Below are 19,952 nucleotides of genomic sequence, written 5' to 3' on the forward strand. Positions count from 1 at the left end.
CCCGGACCATGATGCGCCGCAGCCGGCACCGGGCCGGCCGGCACAGGGAGGCAGGAATGAGCGTTGCCGCACAGGACATGCCTGCATCCGCCGGCGCCCGCATCGGCCTGACGGATGATGCGCTGGTGCGCATCTCGGAGGCCGTCCGCGCCGCCGAGCAGAAGACCTCCGCCGAGATCCGCGTGGTGGTGACCCGGATGCCGCTGGTGCAGCATCCCTTCTTCTCCGTGCTGTGGGCCTCGCTGCTGGCGCTGGTGGTGCCGTGGCTGGTGGTGCTGGCGCGGCCGATGCCGGCGCTGTCCATCCTGTCCATGCAGGCGGCGCTGTTCGTGGTGCTGGCGGCGGCGCTGATGCTGCCGGGCATCGCGCCGCGGGTGGTGCCGCGCCTCGCCCTGAAGGCGGCGGCGCGCAGCGCGGCGGTGGAGACCTTCCTGTCCTACGGCATCCCCCAGACCGCCGGCCGCACCGGCCTGCTCATCTTCGCCGCGGTCCACGAGCGCATGGTGGAGGTAGTGGCGGACGAGGCGGCGCACACCCCTCTCGGCCATGCCGCCTGGGCGGAGATCTGCGAGGCGGTGGCGGCCCGCGCCCGGCAGGGAAATCTCGGGGACGGCCTCATCGCCGGCGTGAGCCTCGCGGGCGACCTGCTCGCCGGCCCGCTGCCCCGCCAGCCGGGCGACCGGGACGAGCTGCCGAACCAGGTGGTCATCCTCTGAGCCGACAGCGCCGAGCGGACGAGCTCCGGGCGGGCCAATCCCGGGTCGGCAAGGCGCCGGCTCGGACATGCACCAGTGTGATGCATATCTAAAATTGTATTACGATATAGATGCAATCATGTATTGTCCTGTCCCGTCCGCGCCGGTTGCCGCGGGGAGGGGGACATCATGGCGGTCACGGTTCATTCGCGCGGCAGCGGCGGGGAAACCTACGAGATCACGCTGGAGAAGACGGGGCCCGACAGCGGGCGCATCGCCATCCGCAGCTGGACGGCGGGGCGCCCGGTCACGTCGGCGCCGGACAGCGTGGAGGCCTATCCGCTCACCCATGTCCGCGCCCAGGACGGCGGCCGGCTGCTCTGCAAGGCGGATGTCGCGGCCCTGCCGGATTTCTTGGACCCGGTGGTGATGTGCCGGCTCGAGCCCAATCCCGGGGCGTCGCCGCTGGTGCGGATCCAGGTGGGGTTCAAGACTTTCGCCTACCCGCTCTCGCCCGACGACTTCAAGCTGCTCGCAAGCTTCATCCAGGCCGCGCGCTTTCCGCGCTGACGAACGCGCCCGACCGTTGCCTGTTCGATTCGCAGGCTAGACCAAGGAACGAGCAGACAGGGGCGCGGAAGCCCGATTCCGCGCCTTTCCTTCCGCCGCGACGCGGCATAGATTGCGCGCCCGAGCCTTCGGGGCTCGACCTAAGGCAAAGGGCTTCCTCTCATGACCAAACCCGCCGTTCGCGTCGCTGTCACGGGCGCCGCCGGTCAGATCTGCTATTCGCTCCTGTTCCGCATCGCCAACGGCGATCTCTTCGGCAAGGATCAGCCGGTCATCCTCCAGCTGCTCGATCTGCCCCAGGCCCAGGCCGCGGTGAAGGGCGTGGTGATGGAGATCGAGGATTGCGCCTTCCCGAACTACGCGGGCGTGGTCATCACCGACGATCCGAAGGTCGCCTTCAAGGAAATCGACGCCGCCATCCTCGTGGGCGCCCGTCCCCGTTCGAAGGGCATGGAGCGCGCCGACCTGCTGTCCGCCAACGCCGAGATCTTCAAGGTCCAGGGCAAGGCGCTGAACGAGGTCGCCAAGCGTGACGTGAAGGTGCTGGTGGTGGGCAATCCGGCCAACACCAACGCCTACATCACCGCCAAGAGCGCGCCCGACCTGCCGGCCCGCAACATCACCGCCATGCTGCGCCTCGACCACAACCGCGCGCTGTCGCAGTTCGCGGCCAAGGGCGGCATCGCCACCAAGAACATCGAGAAGGTGGCGGTGTGGGGCAACCACTCCCCGACCATGTATGCCGACTACCGCTTCGCCACCGTGAACGGCAAGCCGCTGCCCGAGATCATCAACGACGAGACCTGGTACCGCGAGACCCTGCTGCCGACCGTCGGCAAGCGCGGCGCGGCCATCATCGAGGCCCGCGGCCTGTCCTCGGCCGCCTCGGCCGCCAACGCCGCCATCGACCACATGCACGACTGGATCCACGGCACCAACGGTGGCTGGGTGTCCATGGGCGTGGCCTCCGACGGCTCCTACGGCGTGCCAGAAGGCATCGTGTTCGGCATGCCCGCGGTCTGCACCGCCGGTGACTACGAGGTGGTCCAGGGCCTGCCCATGGACGACTTCTCCAAGACCATGTTCAAGAAGACGCTGGACGAGCTCCTCGAGGAGCGCGACGGCGTGGCCGGCCTGCTCGGCTGAGTGAGAAACACCGCCCCCGCCGCGCGAGCGTGCGGGGGCGGCTCCGTCCGGGCCGCGCGCGGCTGTCCGGCGCCAGACGAGGGATGACGATGGCCCGGGTGCGCCTGTTCCTCGCATTGGTTCTCGCGGCCACGCCGGCGCTGGCCGCCGGCCCCGACGAGGCCGCCGTGGACGCCTGCCTCGCCCGCGCGGAACAGGCCCGCACCGACGCGCGCAGCTGCATCGGCGTGGTGGCCAACCCCTGCCTGGAGCGCGGGCTCGACCCCTCCACCGCCGGCATGGTCACCTGCTACGGCCGCGAAAGCGACGTGTGGGATGCGCGACTCAACGCGGCCTACCGGACGGCCATGGCCGCGCTGCCGGCCGGCACGGGGCAGAAGCTGAAGGCGGCGCAACGCAGCTGGATCGAGACCCGCGACCTCAGCTGCCGATTCTATGACGCGCTCCACGAAGGTGGTACCATCGCCCGGCCGCTGGCCGCGGATTGCACCAATCGCGCGACTGCCGAACGGTATTTCTACCTGAGGGGGATCGCGGACGACGCCGCCATGCGCTGAAAGGCGGTATTTGAATCCGCCCGGCACCCCGCGAAGTCCGGATTTTTAACGATTGGCCGACCCTTCCGACTTGACGCTCGGCGACTCTGCAGATAGAAGCAGCCCACTTTCGCGGCAGGCGGTCGGCGTCTGATCGATTGTTTTCTCGTCTCCGGCGGCAGAACGCCCCGGCGAGACACGATCCAAAGAGCCGAAACGCTGCCAGGAACAGCACTGCGATAACTTCAGGTGCATGATCGCGGCGCCGCCCGGATTTCCGGGATATGCGCGCTGTGATCCTCTGTCGCGAGAAAGGCGTGTCTGCCCCCGTGTGGCGGTGGACGGCGCCTTTCGTGTTCGTGGTGCGAACGGGCGGGGATCTGCCCGAACGGAATTGCAGGGCCCTTCGGGGCCAGTCGTGGCGGCCCGCAAAGGTCGTCGAATGAAGGATGCGGCTTCGGCCGCAGATCAGGACGAGGCGAAGGCGTACATGCCGACGATCAACCAGCTGATCCGTAAGCCGCGCGAAGCGCAGAAGGCGCGCGACAAGGCGCCGGCGCTCCAGGCGAGCCCCCAGAAGCGCGGCGTGTGCACCCGCGTCTACACCACGACCCCGAAGAAGCCGAACTCGGCTCTCCGCAAGGTCGCCAAGGTGCGGCTCACCAACAGCTACGAAGTGATCGGCTACATTCCCGGCGAGGGTCACAACCTTCAGGAGCACTCCGTGGTGATGATCCGCGGCGGCCGCGTGAAGGACCTTCCGGGCGTGCGTTATCACATCCTGCGCGGCGTTCTCGACACCCAGGGCGTCAAGAACCGCAAGCAGCGCCGCTCGAAGTACGGCGCCAAGCGTCCGAAGTGATCCGGCGAATTTGAGGAACTGAACGATGTCCCGTCGTCACAAGGCCGAGCGCCGCGAAGTCATCCCGGATCCGAAGTACGGCTCCACCACCCTGTCGCGCTTCATGAATTCCGTCATGCGCGACGGCAAGAAGTCGGTGGCCGAGTCCATCGTCTATGGCGCGCTCGACGTGGTCGAGACGAAGGCCAAGCACGATCCGGTCGAGGTCTTCATCCAGGCCCTCGAGAACGTGGCTCCCGCGGTGGAAGTGCGCTCCCGCCGCGTCGGCGGCGCGACCTACCAGGTGCCCGTCGAGGTGCGCAACGAGCGTCGCCAGACCCTGGCCATCCGCTGGCTCATCGCCTCGGCCCGGGCCCGCAACGAGAAGACCATGGTGGAGCGTCTCTCCGCCGAGCTGCTCGATGCTGCCAACAATCGCGGCGCCGCCGTGAAGAAGCGCGAGGACACGCACCGGATGGCGGAAGCCAACCGTGCCTTCTCGCATTACCGCTGGTGATCGGAACCGAGGACTGAGCCATGCCGCGCAGCCACGCGATCGAGGACTACCGTAATTTCGGCATCATGGCCCACATTGATGCCGGCAAGACCACGACCACCGAGCGGATCCTCTACTACACGGGCAAGAGCCACAAGATCGGCGAAGTCCATGATGGCGCCGCCACCATGGACTGGATGACCCAGGAGCAGGAGCGCGGCATCACCATCACGTCGGCCGCGACGACTGCGTTCTGGTCGGGCAAGCGCCTGAACATCATCGACACCCCCGGGCACGTGGACTTCACCATCGAGGTGGAGCGCTCCCTGCGTGTGCTCGACGGCGCCGTGTGCGTCCTCGACGGCAACCAGGGCGTCGAGCCGCAGACCGAGACGGTGTGGCGCCAGGCGGACAAGTACAACGTGCCGCGCATCGTGTTCGTCAACAAGATGGACAAGATCGGCGCCGACTTCTACCGCTGCGTCGAGATGATCGTCGACCGCGTCGCCGGCAACCCCGTGTGCTGCCAGCTGCCGATCGGCTCCGAGAGCAACTTCAAGGGCATCATCGACCTCGTCCGCATGAAGGCGGTCGTGTGGGAAGACGAAGCCCTCGGCGCGAAGTACCATGACGAGGAGATCCCCGCGGATCTCGCCGACAAGGCCGCCGAATATCGCAACAAGCTGGTGGAAGCCGCCGTCGAGCTCGACGACGACGCCATGACCGCTTACCTCGATGGCGTCGAGCCGGACGAGGCGACCCTCAAGTCGCTCATCCGCAAGGCCGTCATCGGCCGCAAGTTCAACCCGGTGTTCTGCGGTTCCGCGTTCAAGAACAAGGGCGTGCAGCCCCTGCTCGACGCGGTCGTCGATTTCCTGCCGTCGCCCATCGATCGCGGCGCCATCAAGGGCATCGACTTCAAGACCGAAGAAGAGACTGTGCGTCTTCCCTCGGACTCCGAGCCGACCGCCGTGCTCGCGTTCAAGATCATGGACGACCCCTTCGTCGGCACCATCACCTTCTGCCGCGTCTATTCGGGCGTGATGGAGACCGGCATGGGTCTCCTCAACTCGACCCGCGACAAGCGCGAGCGTGTCGGCCGCATGCTGCTCATGCACGCCAACAACCGCGAGGACATCAAGGAAGCCTATGCGGGTGACATCGTCGCCCTCGCCGGCCTCAAGGAAGTCCGCACCGGTGACACCCTGTGCGCCACCGACAAGCCGGTGATCCTCGAGAAGATGGAGTTCCCCGAACCCGTCATCGAGATCGCCATCGAGCCGAAGTCCAAGGCCGACCAGGAGAAGCTGGGCATCGCCCTGTCGAAGCTGGCCGCCGAGGACCCGTCCTTCCGCGTGTCGACCGACCATGAGAGCGGCCAGACCATCCTGAAGGGGATGGGCGAGCTGCACCTCGACATCAAGGTCGACATCCTGAAGCGCACCTACAAGGTGGACGCCAACATCGGCGCGCCCCAGGTCGCCTATCGTGAGACCCTCACGAAGAAGACCGAGGTGGACTACACCCACAAGAAGCAGACCGGTGGTACCGGCCAGTTCGCGCGGGTGAAGTTCACGGTGGAGCCGAACGAGCCCGGCAAGGGCTTCTCGTTCGAGAGCGCCATCGTCGGCGGCGCGGTGCCGAAGGAGTACATCCCGGGCGTCCAGAAGGGCCTCGAGAGCGTGCTCGGCGCCGGCGTGCTGGCGGGCTTCCCGGTGGTCGACGTCAAGGTGACCCTCACCGACGGCGCCTTCCACGAGGTGGACTCGTCCGCCCTCGCGTTCGAGATCGCGTCCCGTGCCGGCTTCCGTGAAGCGCTCCAGAAGGGCTCCTCGGTGCTGCTCGAGCCGATCATGAAGGTCGAGGTGGTGACCCCGGAAGACTACACCGGCTCGGTCATCGGCGACCTGAACTCCCGTCGTGGCCAGATCCAGGGCCAGGACATGCGCGGCAACGCCAACGTCATCAACGCGATGGTGCCGCTCGCGAACATGTTCGGCTACGTGAACACCCTGCGCTCGTTCAGCCAGGGCCGCGCCACCTTCACGATGCAGTTCGACCACTACGAGCAGGTGCCGTCGAACGTCGCTCAGGAGGTCCAGGCCAAGTACGCGTGATCGCGTCGGCCTGAACCTCGACTTCACCCTTAAAGATCACGCCAGAGAGACCCAACGGAGAGTCCCATGGCCAAAGAGAAGTTCAACCGCTCGAAGCCGCACTGCAACATCGGCACGATCGGTCACGTGGACCACGGCAAGACGTCGCTGACGGCTGCGATCACGAAGATCCTTGCCGAGACGGGCGGCGCGACCTTCACGGCGTACGACCAGATCGACAAGGCGCCGGAAGAGAAGGCGCGCGGCATCACGATCTCGACCGCGCACGTGGAGTATGAGACCAGCAACCGCCACTACGCGCACGTCGACTGCCCCGGGCACGCCGACTACGTGAAGAACATGATCACCGGCGCGGCGCAGATGGACGGCGCGATCCTGGTGGTTTCGGCGGCCGACGGCCCGATGCCGCAGACCCGCGAGCACATCCTGCTCGCCCGTCAGGTGGGCGTGCCGGCGCTGGTGGTGTTCCTGAACAAGTGCGACATGGTCGACGATCCCGAGCTCCTCGAGCTCGTGGAGATGGAGGTGCGCGAGCTCCTCTCGAAGTACGACTTCCCCGGCGACGACATCCCGATCGTGCGCGGCTCTGCGCTGGTTGCGCTTGAGAACGGCGATCCGGAGCTGGGCAAGAACGCGGTGCTGAAGCTGATGGAGGCGGTCGACGCCTACATCCCGCAGCCCGAGCGCCCGATCGACCTGCCGTTCCTGATGCCGATCGAGGACGTGTTCTCGATCTCCGGCCGCGGCACCGTGGTGACCGGTCGCGTGGAGCGCGGCATCATCAAGGTGGGCGAGGAAGTGGAGATCGTCGGCATCCGTCCGACGGTGAAGACCACGGTCACCGGCGTCGAGATGTTCCGCAAGCTGCTGGACCAGGGCCAGGCTGGCGACAACGTCGGCATCCTGCTGCGCGGCACCAAGCGCGAGGACGTGGAGCGCGGCCAGGTCGTGTGCAAGCCGGGTTCGGTGAAGCCGCACACCAAGTTCAAGGCCGAGGCCTACATCTTGACGAAGGAAGAGGGCGGCCGCCACACGCCGTTCTTCACCAACTACCGCCCGCAGTTCTACTTCCGCACGACGGACGTGACCGGCGTGTGCACGCTGCCGGAAGGCACCGAGATGGTGATGCCCGGCGACAACGTGTCCATGGACGTGCACCTGATCGTGCCGATCGCCATGGAAGAGAAGCTGCGCTTCGCCATCCGTGAAGGCGGCCGCACCGTCGGCGCCGGCGTCGTCGCCGCCATCATCGAGTGATCAACAAGAACGAAACGCGCTGCGCACCGGCGTGCGCGTTTCCTCTTCCTGGAGCCAATTGAGCCATGAACGGCCAGAACATTCGAATTCGCCTGAAGGCGTTCGATCACCGCATCCTCGATGCGTCGACGCGCGAGATCGTCGCCACGGCCAAGCGCACGGGCGCGCAGGTGCGCGGCCCGATCCCGCTGCCCACGCGGATCGAGAAGTTCACCGTCAACCGTTCGCCTCACATCGACAAGAAGTCGCGTGAGCAGTTCGAGATGCGCACCCACAAGCGCCTGCTCGATATCGTCGATCCGACGCCCCAGACGGTGGACGCGCTGATGAAGCTCGACCTCGCCGCCGGCGTTGACGTCGAAATCAAGCTCTGACGTGGTGCGAGGAGACACGACCATGCGGTCAGGCGTCATCGCCCAGAAGGTCGGCATGACCCGCATCTTCACCGATGCTGGCGAGCACGTGCCGGTCACTGTGCTGAAAGTTGAGAGCTGCCAGGTGGTCGCCCACCGCACGCTCGACAAGAACGGTTATGTCGCGGTCCAGCTTGGTGCCGGCCGTCGCAAGCCCAAGAACGTGACCCGCGCCGAGCGCGGCCACTTCGCCGTGGCTCAGGTGGAGCCGAAGCGCAAGCTCGCCGAGTTCCGCGTGCCGGAAGAGGCGCTGATCCCCGTCGGCGCCGAGATCACGGCTGACCACTTCGTCGTGGGCCAGTACGTGGACGTGACCGGCACGACCATCGGCAAGGGCTTCGCCGGCGGCATGAAGCGCCACAACTTCGGTGGTCTTCGCGCTTCGCACGGCGTGTCCATCTCGCACCGCTCGATCGGTTCGACCGGTGGCCGCCAGGATCCCGGCAAGACCTTCAAGAACAAGAAGATGCCGGGCCACATGGGCGACGTCACCGTCACCACCCAGAACCTCAAGGTCGTCATGACCGACGTGGAGCGCGGCCTGATCGCGGTCGAGGGCGCCGTCCCCGGCCACGCCGGCGGCTGGATCACCGTCCGTGACGCCGTGAAGAAGCGGCTTCCGGCCGAGGCTCCCAAGCCCGGCGCGTTCAAGCTCGCCGACGGCGCGGGCGAGGCCCCGGCTGAAGCCGCGAACGAGGAGAACGCGTGATGGAACTGACCGTCAAGACGCTCGACGGGCTTGATGCGGGCTCCGTCACCCTCGCGGACGAGATCTTCGGTCTCGAGCCCCGCGCGGACATCCTGCATCGCTGCGTGACGTGGCAGCTGTCGCGCCGCCAGGCCGGCACGCACCGCACCAAGGGCCGTTCGGAGATCAACCGGACGTCCAAGAAGATGTACAAGCAGAAGGGCACCGGCAACGCGCGTCACGGCGCGGCGTCCGCTCCGCAGTTCCGCGGCGGTGGTCGTGCCTTCGGCCCGGTGGTGCGCTCGCACGCCATCGACCTGCCGAAGAAGGTGCGCGCCCTGGCGCTGAAGCATGCCCTGTCTTCCAAGGCGAAGGCCGCGCAGATCATCGTCGTGGACGCGGCCTCGCTGGCCGATCCCAAGACCAAGGCGCTCAAGGAGCGTCTGGAGAAGCTCGGCATCTCGTCCGTTCTCTTCGTGGACGGCGCCCAGGTGGAGCAGAACATCGCGCTCGCGGCGCGCAACCTGCCCTACGTGGACGTGCTGCCCATCCAGGGCATCAACGTCTATGACATCCTGCGCCGCGACACCCTGGTCCTGACCAAGGCCGCCGTGGACGCGCTGGAGGCGCGCTTCAAATGAGCACGCGCAACATCGAACCGCGTCACTACGACGTGATCGTCTCGCCCGTCATCACCGAGAAGGCGACGACCGCGAGCGAGCAGAACAAGGTCGTCTTCAACGTCGCCAAGACCGCCACGAAGCCCGCCATCAAGGAGGCCGTGGAGAAGCTCTTCGACGTGAAGGTGAAGAGCGTGAACACGCTGGTCCGCAAGGGCAAGGTGAAGATCTTCCGCGGCCGTCGCGGCGTCCAGAGCGACGTCAAGAAGGCGGTCGTGACCCTCGAAGAGGGCCAGAAGATCGACATCACCACGGGCCTCTGAGAGCCGAGGGGAACGGGATAAGACCATGGCGCTGAAGCATTTCAAGCCGGTCACGCCGAGCCTTCGCCAGCTCGTGATCGTGGACCGCTCCGGCCTCTACAAGGGCAAGCCGGTGAAGACCCTGACCGAGGGCAAGAGCTCCTCGGGCGGACGCAACAACAACGGCCGCATCACCGTCCGCTTCCGCGGCGGCGGCCACAAGCAGTCCTACCGCCTGGTGGACTTCAAGCGTCTCAAGCGCGGCGTGCCGGCGACGGTCGAGCGGCTCGAGTACGACCCGAACCGCACGTCCTTCATCGCCCTCATCAAGTATGAGGACGGCGAGCTCTCCTACATCCTGGCGCCGCAGCGCCTGGCGGTGGGCGATCAGGTGATCGCGGGCAGCCAGGTGGACGTGAAGCCGGGCAACGCCGGTCCGCTCTCCTCGCTCCCCGTCGGCACCATCGTGCACAACGTCGAGCTGAAGATCGGCAAGGGCGGGCAGATCGCGCGCTCGGCGGGCACCTACGCCCAGATCGTCGGCCGCGACGAGGGCTACGTGATCCTGCGCCTCAACTCGGGTGAGCAGCGCCTCGTTCACGGCGCGTGCTACGCCACCGTGGGTGCGGTCTCCAACCCCGACCACATGAACATCTCGCTCGGCAAGGCCGGCCGTAATCGGTGGCTGGGCCAGCGTCCGCATAACCGCGGCGTCGTCATGAACCCGGTGGATCACCCGCACGGCGGCGGTGAAGGCCGCACCTCGGGCGGCCGTCATCCGGTCACGCCCTGGGGCATCCCCACCAAGGGCAAGAAGACCCGCAGCAACAAGGCGACGGACAAGTTCATCGTGTCCAGCCGCCACAAGCGCAAGAAGTGAGGGCCTGAGCTATGTCTCGCTCTGTCTGGAAAGGCCCGTTCGTCGACGGCTACCTGCTGAAGAAGGCGGAAGCTGCCGCGGGTTCGGGTCGCCGCGATGTGATCAAGATCTGGAGCCGGCGCTCCACCATTCTGCCCCAGTTCGTGGGCTTAACCTTCGGCGTCTACAACGGTCACAAGCACGTGCCCGTGAATGTCACCGAGGACATGATCGGCCAGAAGTTCGGCGAGTTCGCGCCCACGCGGACCTACTACGGACACGCGGCCGACAAGAAGTCGAAGCGGCGGTGATCGGTCATGGGTAAGCAGGCAAAGCCCCGCGCGCTCGCGGACAACGAAGCCAAGGCGGTGGCGCGCAACCTGCGCGTCTCCCCGCAGAAGCTCAACCTGGTCGCGGGCCTGATCCGCGGCAAGAAGGTGGCGACGGCGCTCGCCGATCTCGAGTTCTCCCACAAGCGGATCGCCCGCGACGTGAAGAAGTGCCTCGAGAGCGCGATCGCCAACGCCGAGAACAACCACGAGCTCGACGTGGACGACCTGATCGTCGCCGAGGCGCACGTGGGCAAGGGTCTGGTCATGAAGCGGTTCTCGCCGCGGGCGCGCGGTCGCGCCTCGCGCATCGAGAAGCCCTTCGCCCACATCACCATCGTGGTGCGGGAAGTCGAGGAGCGGGCCTGATGGGTCAGAAGGTCAATCCGGTCGGGCTCCGGCTCGGCATCAACCGCACGTGGGATAGCCGCTGGTTCGCCAACAAGGGCGAGTACGGCAAGCTCCTGCACGAGGATCTGAAGATCCGCGAGATGCTGCTCAAGCAGCTCAAGCAGGCCGCTGTCTCCAAGGTGGTGATCGAGCGTCCGCACAAGAAGTGCCGCGTGACCATCTACTCGGCTCGTCCGGGGGTGGTCATCGGCAAGAAGGGCGCGGACATCGACAAGCTGCGCAAGAAGGTCTCCGAGATGACCAACTCGGAAGTCTTCATCAACATCGTCGAGATCCGCAAGCCCGAGATCGACGCCCGTCTCGTCGCCGAATCCATCGCCCAGCAGCTGGAGCGCCGCGTGGCGTTCCGCCGGGCCATGAAGCGCGCGGTGCAGTCGGCCATGCGTCTCGGCGCCGAAGGCATCCGCATCAACTGCTCGGGCCGCCTCGGCGGCGCTGAGATCGCGCGCCTCGAATGGTACCGCGAAGGCCGCGTTCCGCTGCACACCCTGCGCGCGGACGTGGACTACGGCACCGCCACCGCCTTCACCACGTACGGCACGTGCGGCGTGAAGGTGTGGATCTTCAAGGGCGAGATCCTCGAGCACGATCCCATGGCGCAGGACAAGCGCCAGGCCGAGCAGGAAGCTGGTCCCTCGTCGCGTCCCCAGCGGCGCGAGCGCGGCGACCGTGAGCGTGGCGATCGCGGTGACCACCGCGGCGATCGCGATCGCGCGTGACGGCCGGCGAGAGAGAAGGCGATTAAGCCATGCTGCAACCGAAGCGCACCAAGTTCCGCAAGCAGTTCAAGGGACGCATCCACGGCGTCGCCAAGGGCGGCACGGAACTCAATTTCGGCGAGTTCGGCCTGAAGGCCGTCGAGCCGGAGCGTGTCACTGCCCGCCAGATCGAGGCGGCCCGTCGCGCGCTCACCCGTCACATGAAGCGCGCGGGCCGTGTGTGGATCCGCGTGTTCCCCGACGTGCCGGTGTCGGCCAAGCCGACCGAAGTGCGTATGGGTAAGGGCAAGGGCGCTCCCGAGTATTGGGCCGCCCGCGTCAAGCCCGGCCGCATCATGTTCGAGATCGACGGCGTGAGCGCCGAGCTCGCCCGCGAGGCGCTGACCCTTGCGGCGGCGAAGCTGCCCATCAAGACGCGCTTCATCCAGCGCATCGCCGAGTGAGGAGAGGCTCATGAAAGCCGAGGACGTTCGGGCCCTCAGCCCCGATCAGCTCGCGGATGAGCTGCTGAAGCTGAAGAAGGAACAGTTCAACCTGCGCTTCCAGAAGGCGACGGGTCAGCTGGAGAACACCGCCCGGTCCAAGCAGATCCGCCGCGACATCGCGCGGATCAAGACCGTGCAGAATGGCAAGCGCGCCGGTACGCCGGCGCAGAAGGCGAAGTGAGGAAGCGATGCCGAAGCGCGTGCTCCAGGGCGTCGTGGTCAGCGACAAGACCGACAAGACCGTGGTGGTCCGGGTGGAGCGTCGCTTCACCCACCCGCTGCTGAAGAAGACCGTTCGTCGGTCCAAGAAGTATCACGCCCATGACGAGGCCAACGCCTGGAAGGTGGGTGATACGGTTTGGATCGAGGAGCACCGGCCGATTTCGAAGCTGAAGAACTGGATCGTAATCCAGGGTGAGAAGCGCGCCGAAGTCTGATATGAGGACGTCCCGCCCGGATGGATCGTCCGGGCGGGAACGCGCTCCGATGTTGGGTCCGTCGGCTCCAAAGGCATGATTCGCCTGGTGACCGAGTGGAGACCGCATCGCTGCGACACCGTGTTCCGATGAGCGGGCACGGTACTGAGGTTCAGGCAATGCCGGTCGTCCGGCGGCGCCGGATGACGAGAACAGGTGCGTCATGATCCAGATGCAGACCAATCTCGACGTGGCGGACAATTCCGGCGCGCGTCGCGTCATGTGCATCAAGGTGCTTGGCGGCTCCAAGCGGAAGTATGCCCACGTGGGCGACATCATCGTGGTGTCGGTCAAGGAAGCTATCCCGCGCGGCCGCGTGAAGAAGGGCGACGTGATGAAGGCCGTGGTGGTTCGCACCGCCAAGGACATCCGTCGCGTCGACGGTTCGGTGATCCGCTTCGACCGCAATGCGGCCGTGCTGATCAACAACAACAAGGAGCCGGTGGGCACCCGTATCTTCGGCCCGGTTCCCCGCGAGCTCCGCTCGAAGAACCACATGAAGATCATCTCGCTGGCGCCGGAGGTGCTGTGATGGCCGCGAAGATCAAGAAGGGCGACAAGGTCGTCGTCCTCGCCGGCCGCGACAAGGGCCGCACCGGCGAGGTCATCCAGGTGCTGCCGAAGGACGAGACCGCTCTCGTCCGCGGCGTGAACATTGTGAAGCGTCACCAGCGCCAGACGGCGAACCAGGAAGGCGGGATCATCTCCAAGGAGGCTCCCATCCACCTGTCGAACGTCGCCATTGCCGATCCCAAGGACGGCAAGCCGACCCGCGTCGGTTTCCAGGTGCTGGAAGACGGGCGCAAGGTCCGCGTGGCCAAGCGTTCCGGGGAGAGGATCGATGGCTGAGGCGACGTACACCCCGCGGCTGCGCAAGCACTATGACGAAGTGGTGCGCCCGCAGCTGATCGAGCAGTTCGGCTACAAGAACCCCATGGAAGTGCCGACGATCGAGAAGATCGTCATCAACATGGGCGTCGGCGAGGCCACTGCCGACACCAAGAAGGCGACGACCGCCGCCAACGACCTTGCTCAGATCGCCGGCCAGAAGCCGGTCCTGACCCGGGCCCGCAAGGCGATCTCGAACTTCAAGCTGCGCGAGAACCAGCCGGTCGGCACGAAGGTCACCCTGCGCAAGGTGCGCATGTACGAGTTCCTTGACCGGCTCGTGACCATGGCGCTGCCCCGCGTGCGGGACTTCCGCGGCCTGAACCCGAAGAGCTTCGACGGCCGTGGCAACTACGCCATGGGCATCAAGGAGCACATCGTGTTCCCCGAGATCAACTACGACAAGGTCGAGCAGATCTGGGGCATGGACATCATCGTGTGCACCACGGCGAAGACCGACGAGGAAGCCCGCGCCCTCTTGAAGGCGTTCAACTTCCCCTTCCGCCAGTGATCGACTAGAAGGGGCGCTTCGCGAAAGCGCGGCGCCTTGTCGCCCGGTCCGTCCGGGCGCGAAGCGTTTGGTGATTTTCCGGCCGTGAGGGGCCAAGGCCCTCTCAGACGCGGAGAACAGGAGCAAGAGATGGCGAAGAAGAGCGCGATCGAGACGAACGAGCGCCGCCGCAAGCTGGCAGCCAGCCAGGCGGCGAAGCGCGCGCGTCTGAAGGCGATCGTGAACGACAAGACCCTGCCCATCGAGGAGCGCTTCCAGGCGTCCCTGAAGCTGGCGCAGATGCCGCGCAACGGCGCGAAGATCCGCATCCGCAACCGGTGCGAGGTCACCGGCCGGCCGCGTGCGTTCTACCGCAAGCTCAAGATGAGCCGCGTGGCGCTGCGCGAGCTGGGCAACCAGGGCCAGGTGCCCGGCCTCGTGAAGTCGAGCTGGTGAGGAGGAACTGATGGCTGTGAACGATCCCATCGGTGATCTCATCACCCGTATCCGCAACGCCCAGATGCGGCGCAAGGACAAGACCTCGACGCCGGGCTCGCGCCTGCGCGCCAGCGTCCTCGAGGTGCTGCGCGACGAGGGCTACATCCGTGGCTTCACCTCGACCGACCACGGCAACGGCCGTACCGAGTTCGAGATCGAGCTCAAGTATTTCGACGGCGTGCCGGTGATCCGCGAGATCGCCCGCGTGTCGAAGCCCGGCCGGCGCGTCTATGCGTCGGTCAAGAACCTGCCCCGCGTCGCCAACGGTCTCGGCATCGCGGTCGTCTCCACGCCCCAGGGCGTGATGGCCGACCACGAAGCTCGCGACAAGAACGTCGGCGGCGAAGTGCTCTGCACCGTGTTCTGACGCGACGGAGGACAAGATGTCGAAGATCGGCAAGCTGCCCGTCGCCATTCCTGCTGGTGTCACCGCCAGCCTGGAAGGTCAGACGGTGAAGGTGAAGGGCCCGAAGGGCGCTCTTGAAGTGACCCTGGTGGAAGAGATCGCCGCCAAGGTCGAGGGTTCCGAGCTCAAGCTGTCCATGAACGGCGAGACCTCGCGGCATCGGGCCATGTGGGGCATGTCCCGCACCCTGGTGTCGAACCTCGTCGAAGGCGTGACCAAGGGCTTCGAGAAGAAGCTCGAGATCACGGGCGTCGGCTACAAGGCGGCGGTGCAGGGCAAGAACCTGAACCTCTCGCTGGGCTACAGCCACGACGTGATCTACGCGATCCCCGAGGGCATCCAGATCGTCACCCCGAAGCCCACCGAAGTGGTGGTCTCCGGCATCGACCGTCAGAAGGTCGGCCAGGTGGCGGCGGAGATCCGCGAGTTCCGTGGCCCCGAGCCCTACAAGGGCAAGGGCGTCAAGTACGCCGGTGAATTCATCTTCCGCAAGGAAGGCAAGAAGAAGTAACGGAGGCGAACCATGGCTAAGGATTTGGAGGCGCTGGCGCGCCGCAAGGCCAAGGTGCGCCGTGCGATTCGCGTCGCTGCGAACGGGCGTCCGCGCCTGTCGGTGCACCGTACCTCGCAGCACATCTATGCGCAGGTCATCGACGACGCGAACGGCGAGACCCTCGCCGCCGCATCGAGCCTTGAGAAGGATCTGCGTTCCTCGCTGAAGACCGGCGCGGACACCGAGGCTGCCAAGACCATTGGCAAGCTGGTGGCCGAGCGGGCGCTGGCGAAGGGCGTGTCCGCGGTCGTCTTCGACCGTGGCGCTTACATCTATCATGGGCGCGTCAAGGCGCTCGCTGAGGGCGCCCGCGAAGGCGGCCTTCAGTTCTGACGCAGGGACGAACAGCAATGGCCCGTGATCGGGAACAGCGCCAGGAGCGCGAGGACCGCGACAACACGTTCGTGGACAAGCTCGTCCACATCAACCGCGTCGCCAAGGTGGTGAAGGGCGGCCGTCGCTTCGGCTTCGCCGCCCTGGTGGTGGTGGGTGACCAGAAGGGCCGCGTCGGCTTCGGCCACGGCAAGGCCCGCGAGGTGCCGGAGGCCATCCGCAAGGCGACCGAGAGCGCCAAGCGCGCCCTCATCCGCGTGCCGCTGCGCGAAGGCCGGACCCTGCACCACGACGTGCACGGTCACCACGGCGCCGGCAAGGTGGTGCTCCGCGCCGCCCCGGCCGGTACCGGCATCATCGCCGGCGGTCCGATGCGCGCGGTGTTCGAGACGCTCGGCATGCACGATGTGGTGGCGAAGTCCTTCGGGTCTTCCAACCCCTACAACATGGTGCGCGCCACGTTCGACGCCCTGAAGAATCAGGACAGCCCGCGCTCTGTCGCCGCCCGTCGCGGCCTCAAGGTGTCGCAGCTCCAGTCCCGCCGCCGCGTCGAAGACGCGGAAGCGACCGACTGAGCGGCGCGGACCGAAGGATAGGATTGCGCCATGAGCGACAAGACCATCACCGTGGAGCAGATCGGTTCGCCGATCCGCCGTCCGTTCGACCAGGAAGCCACCCTCGTGGGCCTCGGTCTGAACAAGCGGCACCGCCGCTCCACCCTCAAGGACACCCCGGCCGTGCGCGGCATGATCGCCAAGGTCGCCCATCTCGTCCGCGTGGTCGAGTGAGGAGCGGGACATGAAGCTCGACGAAATCAGGGACAATCCCGGCGCCCGCAAGAAGCGGATGCGCGTGGGCCGGGGCATCGGCTCCGGCAAGGGCAAGACCGGCGGACGCGGCGTGAAGGGTCAGAAGGCCCGCACCGGCGTCGCCATCAAGGGGTTCGAGGGTGGCCAGATGCCGCTGCATCGGCGTCTGCCGAAGCGTGGCTTCCACAACATCTTCCGCCTCGACTACAACGAGGTCTCCCTGGGCAAGATCCAGGAAGCCGTTGAAGCCGGCAAGCTCGACGCCGGCCAGCCCGTCACCGAGGCGGCCCTGGTCGCCGCCGGCGTGCTGCGTCGCGCCAAGGACGGCGTGCGGGTGCTCGGCACCGGCGAGCTCTCCGCCAAGGTGACGCTCGAGGTGGCCTACGCCACCAAGTCGGCCGTCGCTGCGGTCGAGAAGGCTGGCGGTTCCGTCACCGTGCTGGCCGCGCCGGCCGCCGCCGACGCCGAGTGATCGAGACGCGGCCGGGTTCGTCCCGGCCGCTTTTCGCGTTTTCAGGATGGCCGGGGGCCTTTCGTCCCGCCATTCTTCTCCGGCAACCCGGCGCGAGCCGGGTATCTGCTTTTCCGGGCGATGCGCCGGTGCGGCCGGACGCGTGAGGGATCCTGAGGCTCCGGGCCGGGCAGCGCATGCGCGGCGGTCGGGTCGGCCAAGAGGGTCCGGGTCCCGGGACAGGCGAGGCCGGCCCTTACTGCCGGTCCCCGTTCCCGCCCCGCCGAGGGATGGCCTTCCGGCCGCGGCGCCGGGCCCTGCGCCCGCCCGCGCGGAACTTTGTCCCGGCCTTGCGTCTTGGCACCGCGGTGAGCGCCCTCATATAAGGGCTGCCCGGCACAGGGCGGCGTCCAGCGGAGCAAGGCATGGTCTCGGCGGCGGAACAACTCGCGGCGAACCTGAATTTCGGCGCCCTCGGCAAGGCCGAGGAGCTGAAGAAGCGCATCTGGTTCACCCTCGGCGCGCTTCTGGTTTACCGGCTCGGCACCTACATCCCGATGCCGGGCATCAACCCGGATGCCCTCGCCGACGTGTTCAAGAACGCGCAGCAGGGCATCATCGGCCTGTTCAACATGTTCTCGGGTGGTGCCGTGCAGCGCATGGCCATCTTCGCCCTGAACATCATGCCGTACATCTCCGCCTCCATCATCATCCAGCTGCTCACCAGCGTCTCGCCGACGCTGGAGGCGCTGAAGAAGGAAGGCGAGGCCGGCCGCAAGCAGCTGAACCAGTACACGCGCTACCTCACGGTGGTGCTGGCGCTGTTCCAGGCCTACGGCATCGCAGTGGGCCTCGAGGGCTCGGGCACCGTCGTTTCCGAGCCGGGCTGGTTCTTCCGCATCACCACGGTGATCACGCTCACCGGCGGCACCATGTTCCTGATGTGGCTGGGTGAGCAGATCACCTCGCGCGGCATCGGCAACGGCACCTCGCTCATCATCTTCGCCGGCATCGTGGCGGAGCTGCCCGGCGCCTTCGTGCGCACGCTGGAGCTCGGCCGCGAGGGCGCCATCTCCACGGTGGTGATTCTCGGCGTGCTGCTGATGGCGGTGCTCATCATCGCCTTCATCGTGTTCATGGAGCGCGCCCAGCGCCGGCTGCTGATCCAGTATCCCAAGCGCCAGGTGGGCAACCGGGTGTATGAGGGCCAGTCCTCGCACCTGCCGCTGAAGCTGAACACGTCGGGCGTCATCCCGCCCATCTTCGCCTCCTCGCTGCTGCTGATTCCCACGACCATCGCCAGCTTCATGCAGGGCTCCGGTCCGGAATGGCTGCAGACCGTCACCACGCACATCGGCCACGGGCGCCCGCTCTACATGGTGCTGTATGTGCTGCTGATCGTGTTCTTCTGCTTCTTCTACACCGCGATCGTGTTCAATCCGGTGGAGACGGCGGACAACCTGAAGAAGCACGGCGGCTTCATTCCCGGCATCCGCCCCGGCGAGCGCACGGCCGAGTACATCGACTATGTGCTGACGCGGATCACGGTGGTGGGCGCCGCCTACATTGCGGCGGTTTGCCTCTTCCCCGAACTGCTGATTTCCTACGCGTCGCTTCCGTTCTATTTCGGTGGAACGTCGCTTCTGATCGTCGTCAGCGTGACGATGGATACCGTGTCCCAGATTCAGGGACACCTCTTGGCCCACCAGTACGAAGGACTGGTCAAGAAGGCGAAGCTGCGCGGGGGGAGGAGGAGATAAAATGAGGCTGGTGCTGCTCGGGCCGCCTGGGGCGGGCAAGGGAACCCAAGCACAACGGCTGGTCACCCGTCACGGGATCGTCCAGCTCTCGACCGGCGACATGCTGCGCGCCGCGGTGGCCGCCGGTACTCCGGTGGGCCTGAAGGCCAAGGCGGTGATGGATGCGGGCGGCCTCGTCTCCGACGAGATCGTGATCGGCATCATCGCCGAGCGGCTGGATGCGCCGGACGCGAAGAACGGGTTCATCCTCGACGGCTTCCCGCGCACGGTCGCGCAGGCCGAGGCGCTGGACAAGCTTCTGGCTGAGAAGGGCCTGAAGCTGGATGCCGTGGTCGAGCTGGTGGTGGACCAGGAGAAGCTGGTCAACCGCATCCTCAACCGTGCCGCCGAGGCTCAGGCCAAGGGCGAGCCGGTGCGCAAGGACGACGACCCGGTGGTCTTCAAGACCCGCCTTGAGGCCTACAACCGCGACACGGCGGTGGTGGCGCCCTACTACAAGGCGCGCAACCAGCTGAAGCAGATCGACGGGATGGCGCCCATCGACGACGTGACCGCGGCCATCCACGACGTGCTCGTGGCTGCTTGAGTGACGCGGGGAGGGTGAAAGCCCTCCCACATTTGTGCGATGATTGAGGGCTCCTCTGCTCCCGTGGCGGTGGGGCCTTCGTCGCTTCGGGCCTGGCGGCTGGTGCGTCGGGGGCCAGAATGTCGATAGCCTGGGTCGGGCGCTCTGGGCGAATCGGCCGTTCCATCGCGGCGGTGCGCGAGTGCGGTCGGCGTCGGAATGCGGCCGAAGCAGGCAGG

The 19,952-nt window shown here is 66.7% G+C and carries 31 protein-coding genes; all 31 read left to right on the forward strand.

Going from position 1 to position 19,952, the window contains the following annotated elements:
- Positions 1–56: 56 nt before the first annotated feature.
- Positions 57–716 carry a TPM domain-containing protein gene (locus V5F49_RS19265; protein ID WP_394117946.1) on the forward strand — a complete coding sequence of 220 codons (660 nt, stop codon included), beginning with the start codon at positions 57–59 and terminating at the stop codon, positions 714–716.
- Positions 717–884: 168 nt separating this feature from the next.
- On the forward strand, positions 885–1,265 hold the full coding sequence (locus V5F49_RS19270) for a hypothetical protein (protein ID WP_394117947.1): 381 nt from the start codon (positions 885–887) through the stop codon (positions 1,263–1,265).
- Positions 1,266–1,427: 162 nt separating this feature from the next.
- The gene (locus V5F49_RS19275) at positions 1,428–2,411 is read left to right on the forward strand and encodes a malate dehydrogenase (RefSeq protein ID WP_394117948.1); all 984 of its coding nucleotides are present in this window, start codon (positions 1,428–1,430) and stop codon (positions 2,409–2,411) included.
- An 89-nt stretch (positions 2,412–2,500) separates the two neighbouring features.
- Positions 2,501–2,968, forward strand: a complete 468-nt coding sequence (locus V5F49_RS19280; protein ID WP_394117949.1) for a lysozyme inhibitor LprI family protein — start codon at positions 2,501–2,503, stop codon at positions 2,966–2,968.
- 469 nt (positions 2,969–3,437) lie between these two features.
- A complete protein-coding gene (gene rpsL, locus V5F49_RS19285; protein ID WP_012113697.1) occupies positions 3,438–3,809 on the forward strand; it encodes a 30S ribosomal protein S12 in 372 nt (123 codons plus the stop codon).
- Positions 3,810–3,834: 25 nt separating this feature from the next.
- Positions 3,835–4,305 (forward strand): 30S ribosomal protein S7, encoded by a 471-nt coding sequence (rpsG, locus tag V5F49_RS19290; RefSeq protein ID WP_394117950.1) that lies wholly within the window; start codon positions 3,835–3,837, stop codon positions 4,303–4,305.
- A 20-nt stretch (positions 4,306–4,325) separates the two neighbouring features.
- Positions 4,326–6,401, forward strand: a complete 2,076-nt coding sequence (gene fusA, locus V5F49_RS19295; RefSeq protein ID WP_394117951.1) for an elongation factor G — start codon at positions 4,326–4,328, stop codon at positions 6,399–6,401.
- A gap of 66 nt (positions 6,402–6,467) precedes the next feature.
- Positions 6,468–7,658 (forward strand): elongation factor Tu, encoded by a 1,191-nt coding sequence (gene tuf, locus V5F49_RS19300; protein WP_509210716.1) that lies wholly within the window; start codon positions 6,468–6,470, stop codon positions 7,656–7,658.
- A gap of 65 nt (positions 7,659–7,723) precedes the next feature.
- Positions 7,724–8,032 (forward strand): 30S ribosomal protein S10, encoded by a 309-nt coding sequence (rpsJ, locus tag V5F49_RS19305; RefSeq protein ID WP_012113701.1) that lies wholly within the window; start codon positions 7,724–7,726, stop codon positions 8,030–8,032.
- A 22-nt stretch (positions 8,033–8,054) separates the two neighbouring features.
- Entirely contained in the window at positions 8,055–8,780 is a 726-nt protein-coding gene (gene rplC, locus V5F49_RS19310) for a 50S ribosomal protein L3 (protein WP_394114909.1), read from the forward strand.
- A complete protein-coding gene (gene rplD, locus V5F49_RS19315) occupies positions 8,780–9,400 on the forward strand; it encodes a 50S ribosomal protein L4 (RefSeq protein WP_394114910.1) in 621 nt (206 codons plus the stop codon). The genes rplC and rplD overlap by 1 nt, the downstream gene beginning before the upstream one ends.
- Positions 9,397–9,702 carry a 50S ribosomal protein L23 gene (locus V5F49_RS19320; RefSeq protein ID WP_394114911.1) on the forward strand — a complete coding sequence of 102 codons (306 nt, stop codon included), beginning with the start codon at positions 9,397–9,399 and terminating at the stop codon, positions 9,700–9,702. The genes rplD and V5F49_RS19320 overlap by 4 nt, the downstream gene beginning before the upstream one ends.
- Before the next feature lie 25 nt (positions 9,703–9,727).
- A complete protein-coding gene (rplB, locus tag V5F49_RS19325) occupies positions 9,728–10,561 on the forward strand; it encodes a 50S ribosomal protein L2 (RefSeq protein WP_394114912.1) in 834 nt (277 codons plus the stop codon).
- An 11-nt stretch (positions 10,562–10,572) separates the two neighbouring features.
- On the forward strand, positions 10,573–10,851 hold the full coding sequence (gene rpsS / locus V5F49_RS19330; RefSeq protein WP_168458251.1) for a 30S ribosomal protein S19: 279 nt from the start codon (positions 10,573–10,575) through the stop codon (positions 10,849–10,851).
- Positions 10,852–10,857: 6 nt separating this feature from the next.
- The gene (rplV, locus tag V5F49_RS19335; RefSeq protein ID WP_038193664.1) at positions 10,858–11,238 is read left to right on the forward strand and encodes a 50S ribosomal protein L22; all 381 of its coding nucleotides are present in this window, start codon (positions 10,858–10,860) and stop codon (positions 11,236–11,238) included.
- Positions 11,238–11,999 carry a 30S ribosomal protein S3 gene (rpsC, locus tag V5F49_RS19340; RefSeq protein WP_394114913.1) on the forward strand — a complete coding sequence of 254 codons (762 nt, stop codon included), beginning with the start codon at positions 11,238–11,240 and terminating at the stop codon, positions 11,997–11,999. Before rplV ends, rpsC begins: the two co-directional genes overlap by 1 nt.
- Positions 12,000–12,028: 29 nt before the next feature.
- Positions 12,029–12,442 carry a 50S ribosomal protein L16 gene (rplP, locus tag V5F49_RS19345; RefSeq protein ID WP_394114914.1) on the forward strand — a complete coding sequence of 138 codons (414 nt, stop codon included), beginning with the start codon at positions 12,029–12,031 and terminating at the stop codon, positions 12,440–12,442.
- Positions 12,443–12,452: 10 nt separating this feature from the next.
- Complete coding sequence (rpmC, locus tag V5F49_RS19350) at positions 12,453–12,665, forward strand: 50S ribosomal protein L29 (RefSeq protein ID WP_394114915.1); 213 nt, start codon at positions 12,453–12,455, stop codon at positions 12,663–12,665.
- Between the two features lie 7 nt (positions 12,666–12,672).
- Positions 12,673–12,921 (forward strand): 30S ribosomal protein S17, encoded by a 249-nt coding sequence (gene rpsQ / locus V5F49_RS19355; RefSeq protein ID WP_012113711.1) that lies wholly within the window; start codon positions 12,673–12,675, stop codon positions 12,919–12,921.
- A gap of 202 nt (positions 12,922–13,123) precedes the next feature.
- A complete protein-coding gene (rplN, locus tag V5F49_RS19360; protein WP_138398138.1) occupies positions 13,124–13,492 on the forward strand; it encodes a 50S ribosomal protein L14 in 369 nt (122 codons plus the stop codon).
- Positions 13,492–13,809, forward strand: coding sequence for a 50S ribosomal protein L24 (rplX, locus tag V5F49_RS19365; protein ID WP_394114916.1), 318 nt, complete (start codon positions 13,492–13,494; stop codon positions 13,807–13,809). The genes rplN and rplX overlap by 1 nt, the downstream gene beginning before the upstream one ends.
- Entirely contained in the window at positions 13,802–14,359 is a 558-nt protein-coding gene (gene rplE / locus V5F49_RS19370) for a 50S ribosomal protein L5 (protein WP_394114917.1), read from the forward strand. Before rplX ends, rplE begins: the two co-directional genes overlap by 8 nt.
- A 129-nt stretch (positions 14,360–14,488) precedes the next feature.
- Complete coding sequence (rpsN, locus tag V5F49_RS19375; RefSeq protein WP_394114918.1) at positions 14,489–14,794, forward strand: 30S ribosomal protein S14; 306 nt, start codon at positions 14,489–14,491, stop codon at positions 14,792–14,794.
- A gap of 10 nt (positions 14,795–14,804) precedes the next feature.
- Positions 14,805–15,203 carry a 30S ribosomal protein S8 gene (gene rpsH / locus V5F49_RS19380; RefSeq protein WP_394114919.1) on the forward strand — a complete coding sequence of 133 codons (399 nt, stop codon included), beginning with the start codon at positions 14,805–14,807 and terminating at the stop codon, positions 15,201–15,203.
- A gap of 16 nt (positions 15,204–15,219) precedes the next feature.
- Complete coding sequence (rplF, locus tag V5F49_RS19385; protein ID WP_394114920.1) at positions 15,220–15,753, forward strand: 50S ribosomal protein L6; 534 nt, start codon at positions 15,220–15,222, stop codon at positions 15,751–15,753.
- Between the two features lie 12 nt (positions 15,754–15,765).
- Positions 15,766–16,128, forward strand: coding sequence for a 50S ribosomal protein L18 (gene rplR, locus V5F49_RS19390; RefSeq protein WP_394114921.1), 363 nt, complete (start codon positions 15,766–15,768; stop codon positions 16,126–16,128).
- A 17-nt stretch (positions 16,129–16,145) separates the two neighbouring features.
- The gene (gene rpsE, locus V5F49_RS19395) at positions 16,146–16,703 is read left to right on the forward strand and encodes a 30S ribosomal protein S5 (protein ID WP_394114922.1); all 558 of its coding nucleotides are present in this window, start codon (positions 16,146–16,148) and stop codon (positions 16,701–16,703) included.
- 30 nt (positions 16,704–16,733) lie between these two features.
- Entirely contained in the window at positions 16,734–16,916 is a 183-nt protein-coding gene (gene rpmD, locus V5F49_RS19400; RefSeq protein ID WP_024278458.1) for a 50S ribosomal protein L30, read from the forward strand.
- 10 nt (positions 16,917–16,926) lie between these two features.
- The gene (rplO, locus tag V5F49_RS19405) at positions 16,927–17,409 is read left to right on the forward strand and encodes a 50S ribosomal protein L15 (RefSeq protein ID WP_394114923.1); all 483 of its coding nucleotides are present in this window, start codon (positions 16,927–16,929) and stop codon (positions 17,407–17,409) included.
- A 404-nt stretch (positions 17,410–17,813) separates the two neighbouring features.
- The gene (secY, locus tag V5F49_RS19410) at positions 17,814–19,148 is read left to right on the forward strand and encodes a preprotein translocase subunit SecY (protein WP_394114924.1); all 1,335 of its coding nucleotides are present in this window, start codon (positions 17,814–17,816) and stop codon (positions 19,146–19,148) included.
- A gap of 1 nt (position 19,149) precedes the next feature.
- Positions 19,150–19,734: an adenylate kinase gene (locus tag V5F49_RS19415; protein WP_394114925.1), complete on the forward strand. Its 585-nt coding sequence runs from the start codon at positions 19,150–19,152 to the stop codon at positions 19,732–19,734.
- Positions 19,735–19,952 lie beyond the last annotated feature (218 nt).

The sequence above is a fragment of the Xanthobacter lutulentifluminis genome (assembly GCF_043194675.2).
In the GTDB taxonomy this organism is placed as follows: domain Bacteria; phylum Pseudomonadota; class Alphaproteobacteria; order Rhizobiales; family Xanthobacteraceae; genus Xanthobacter.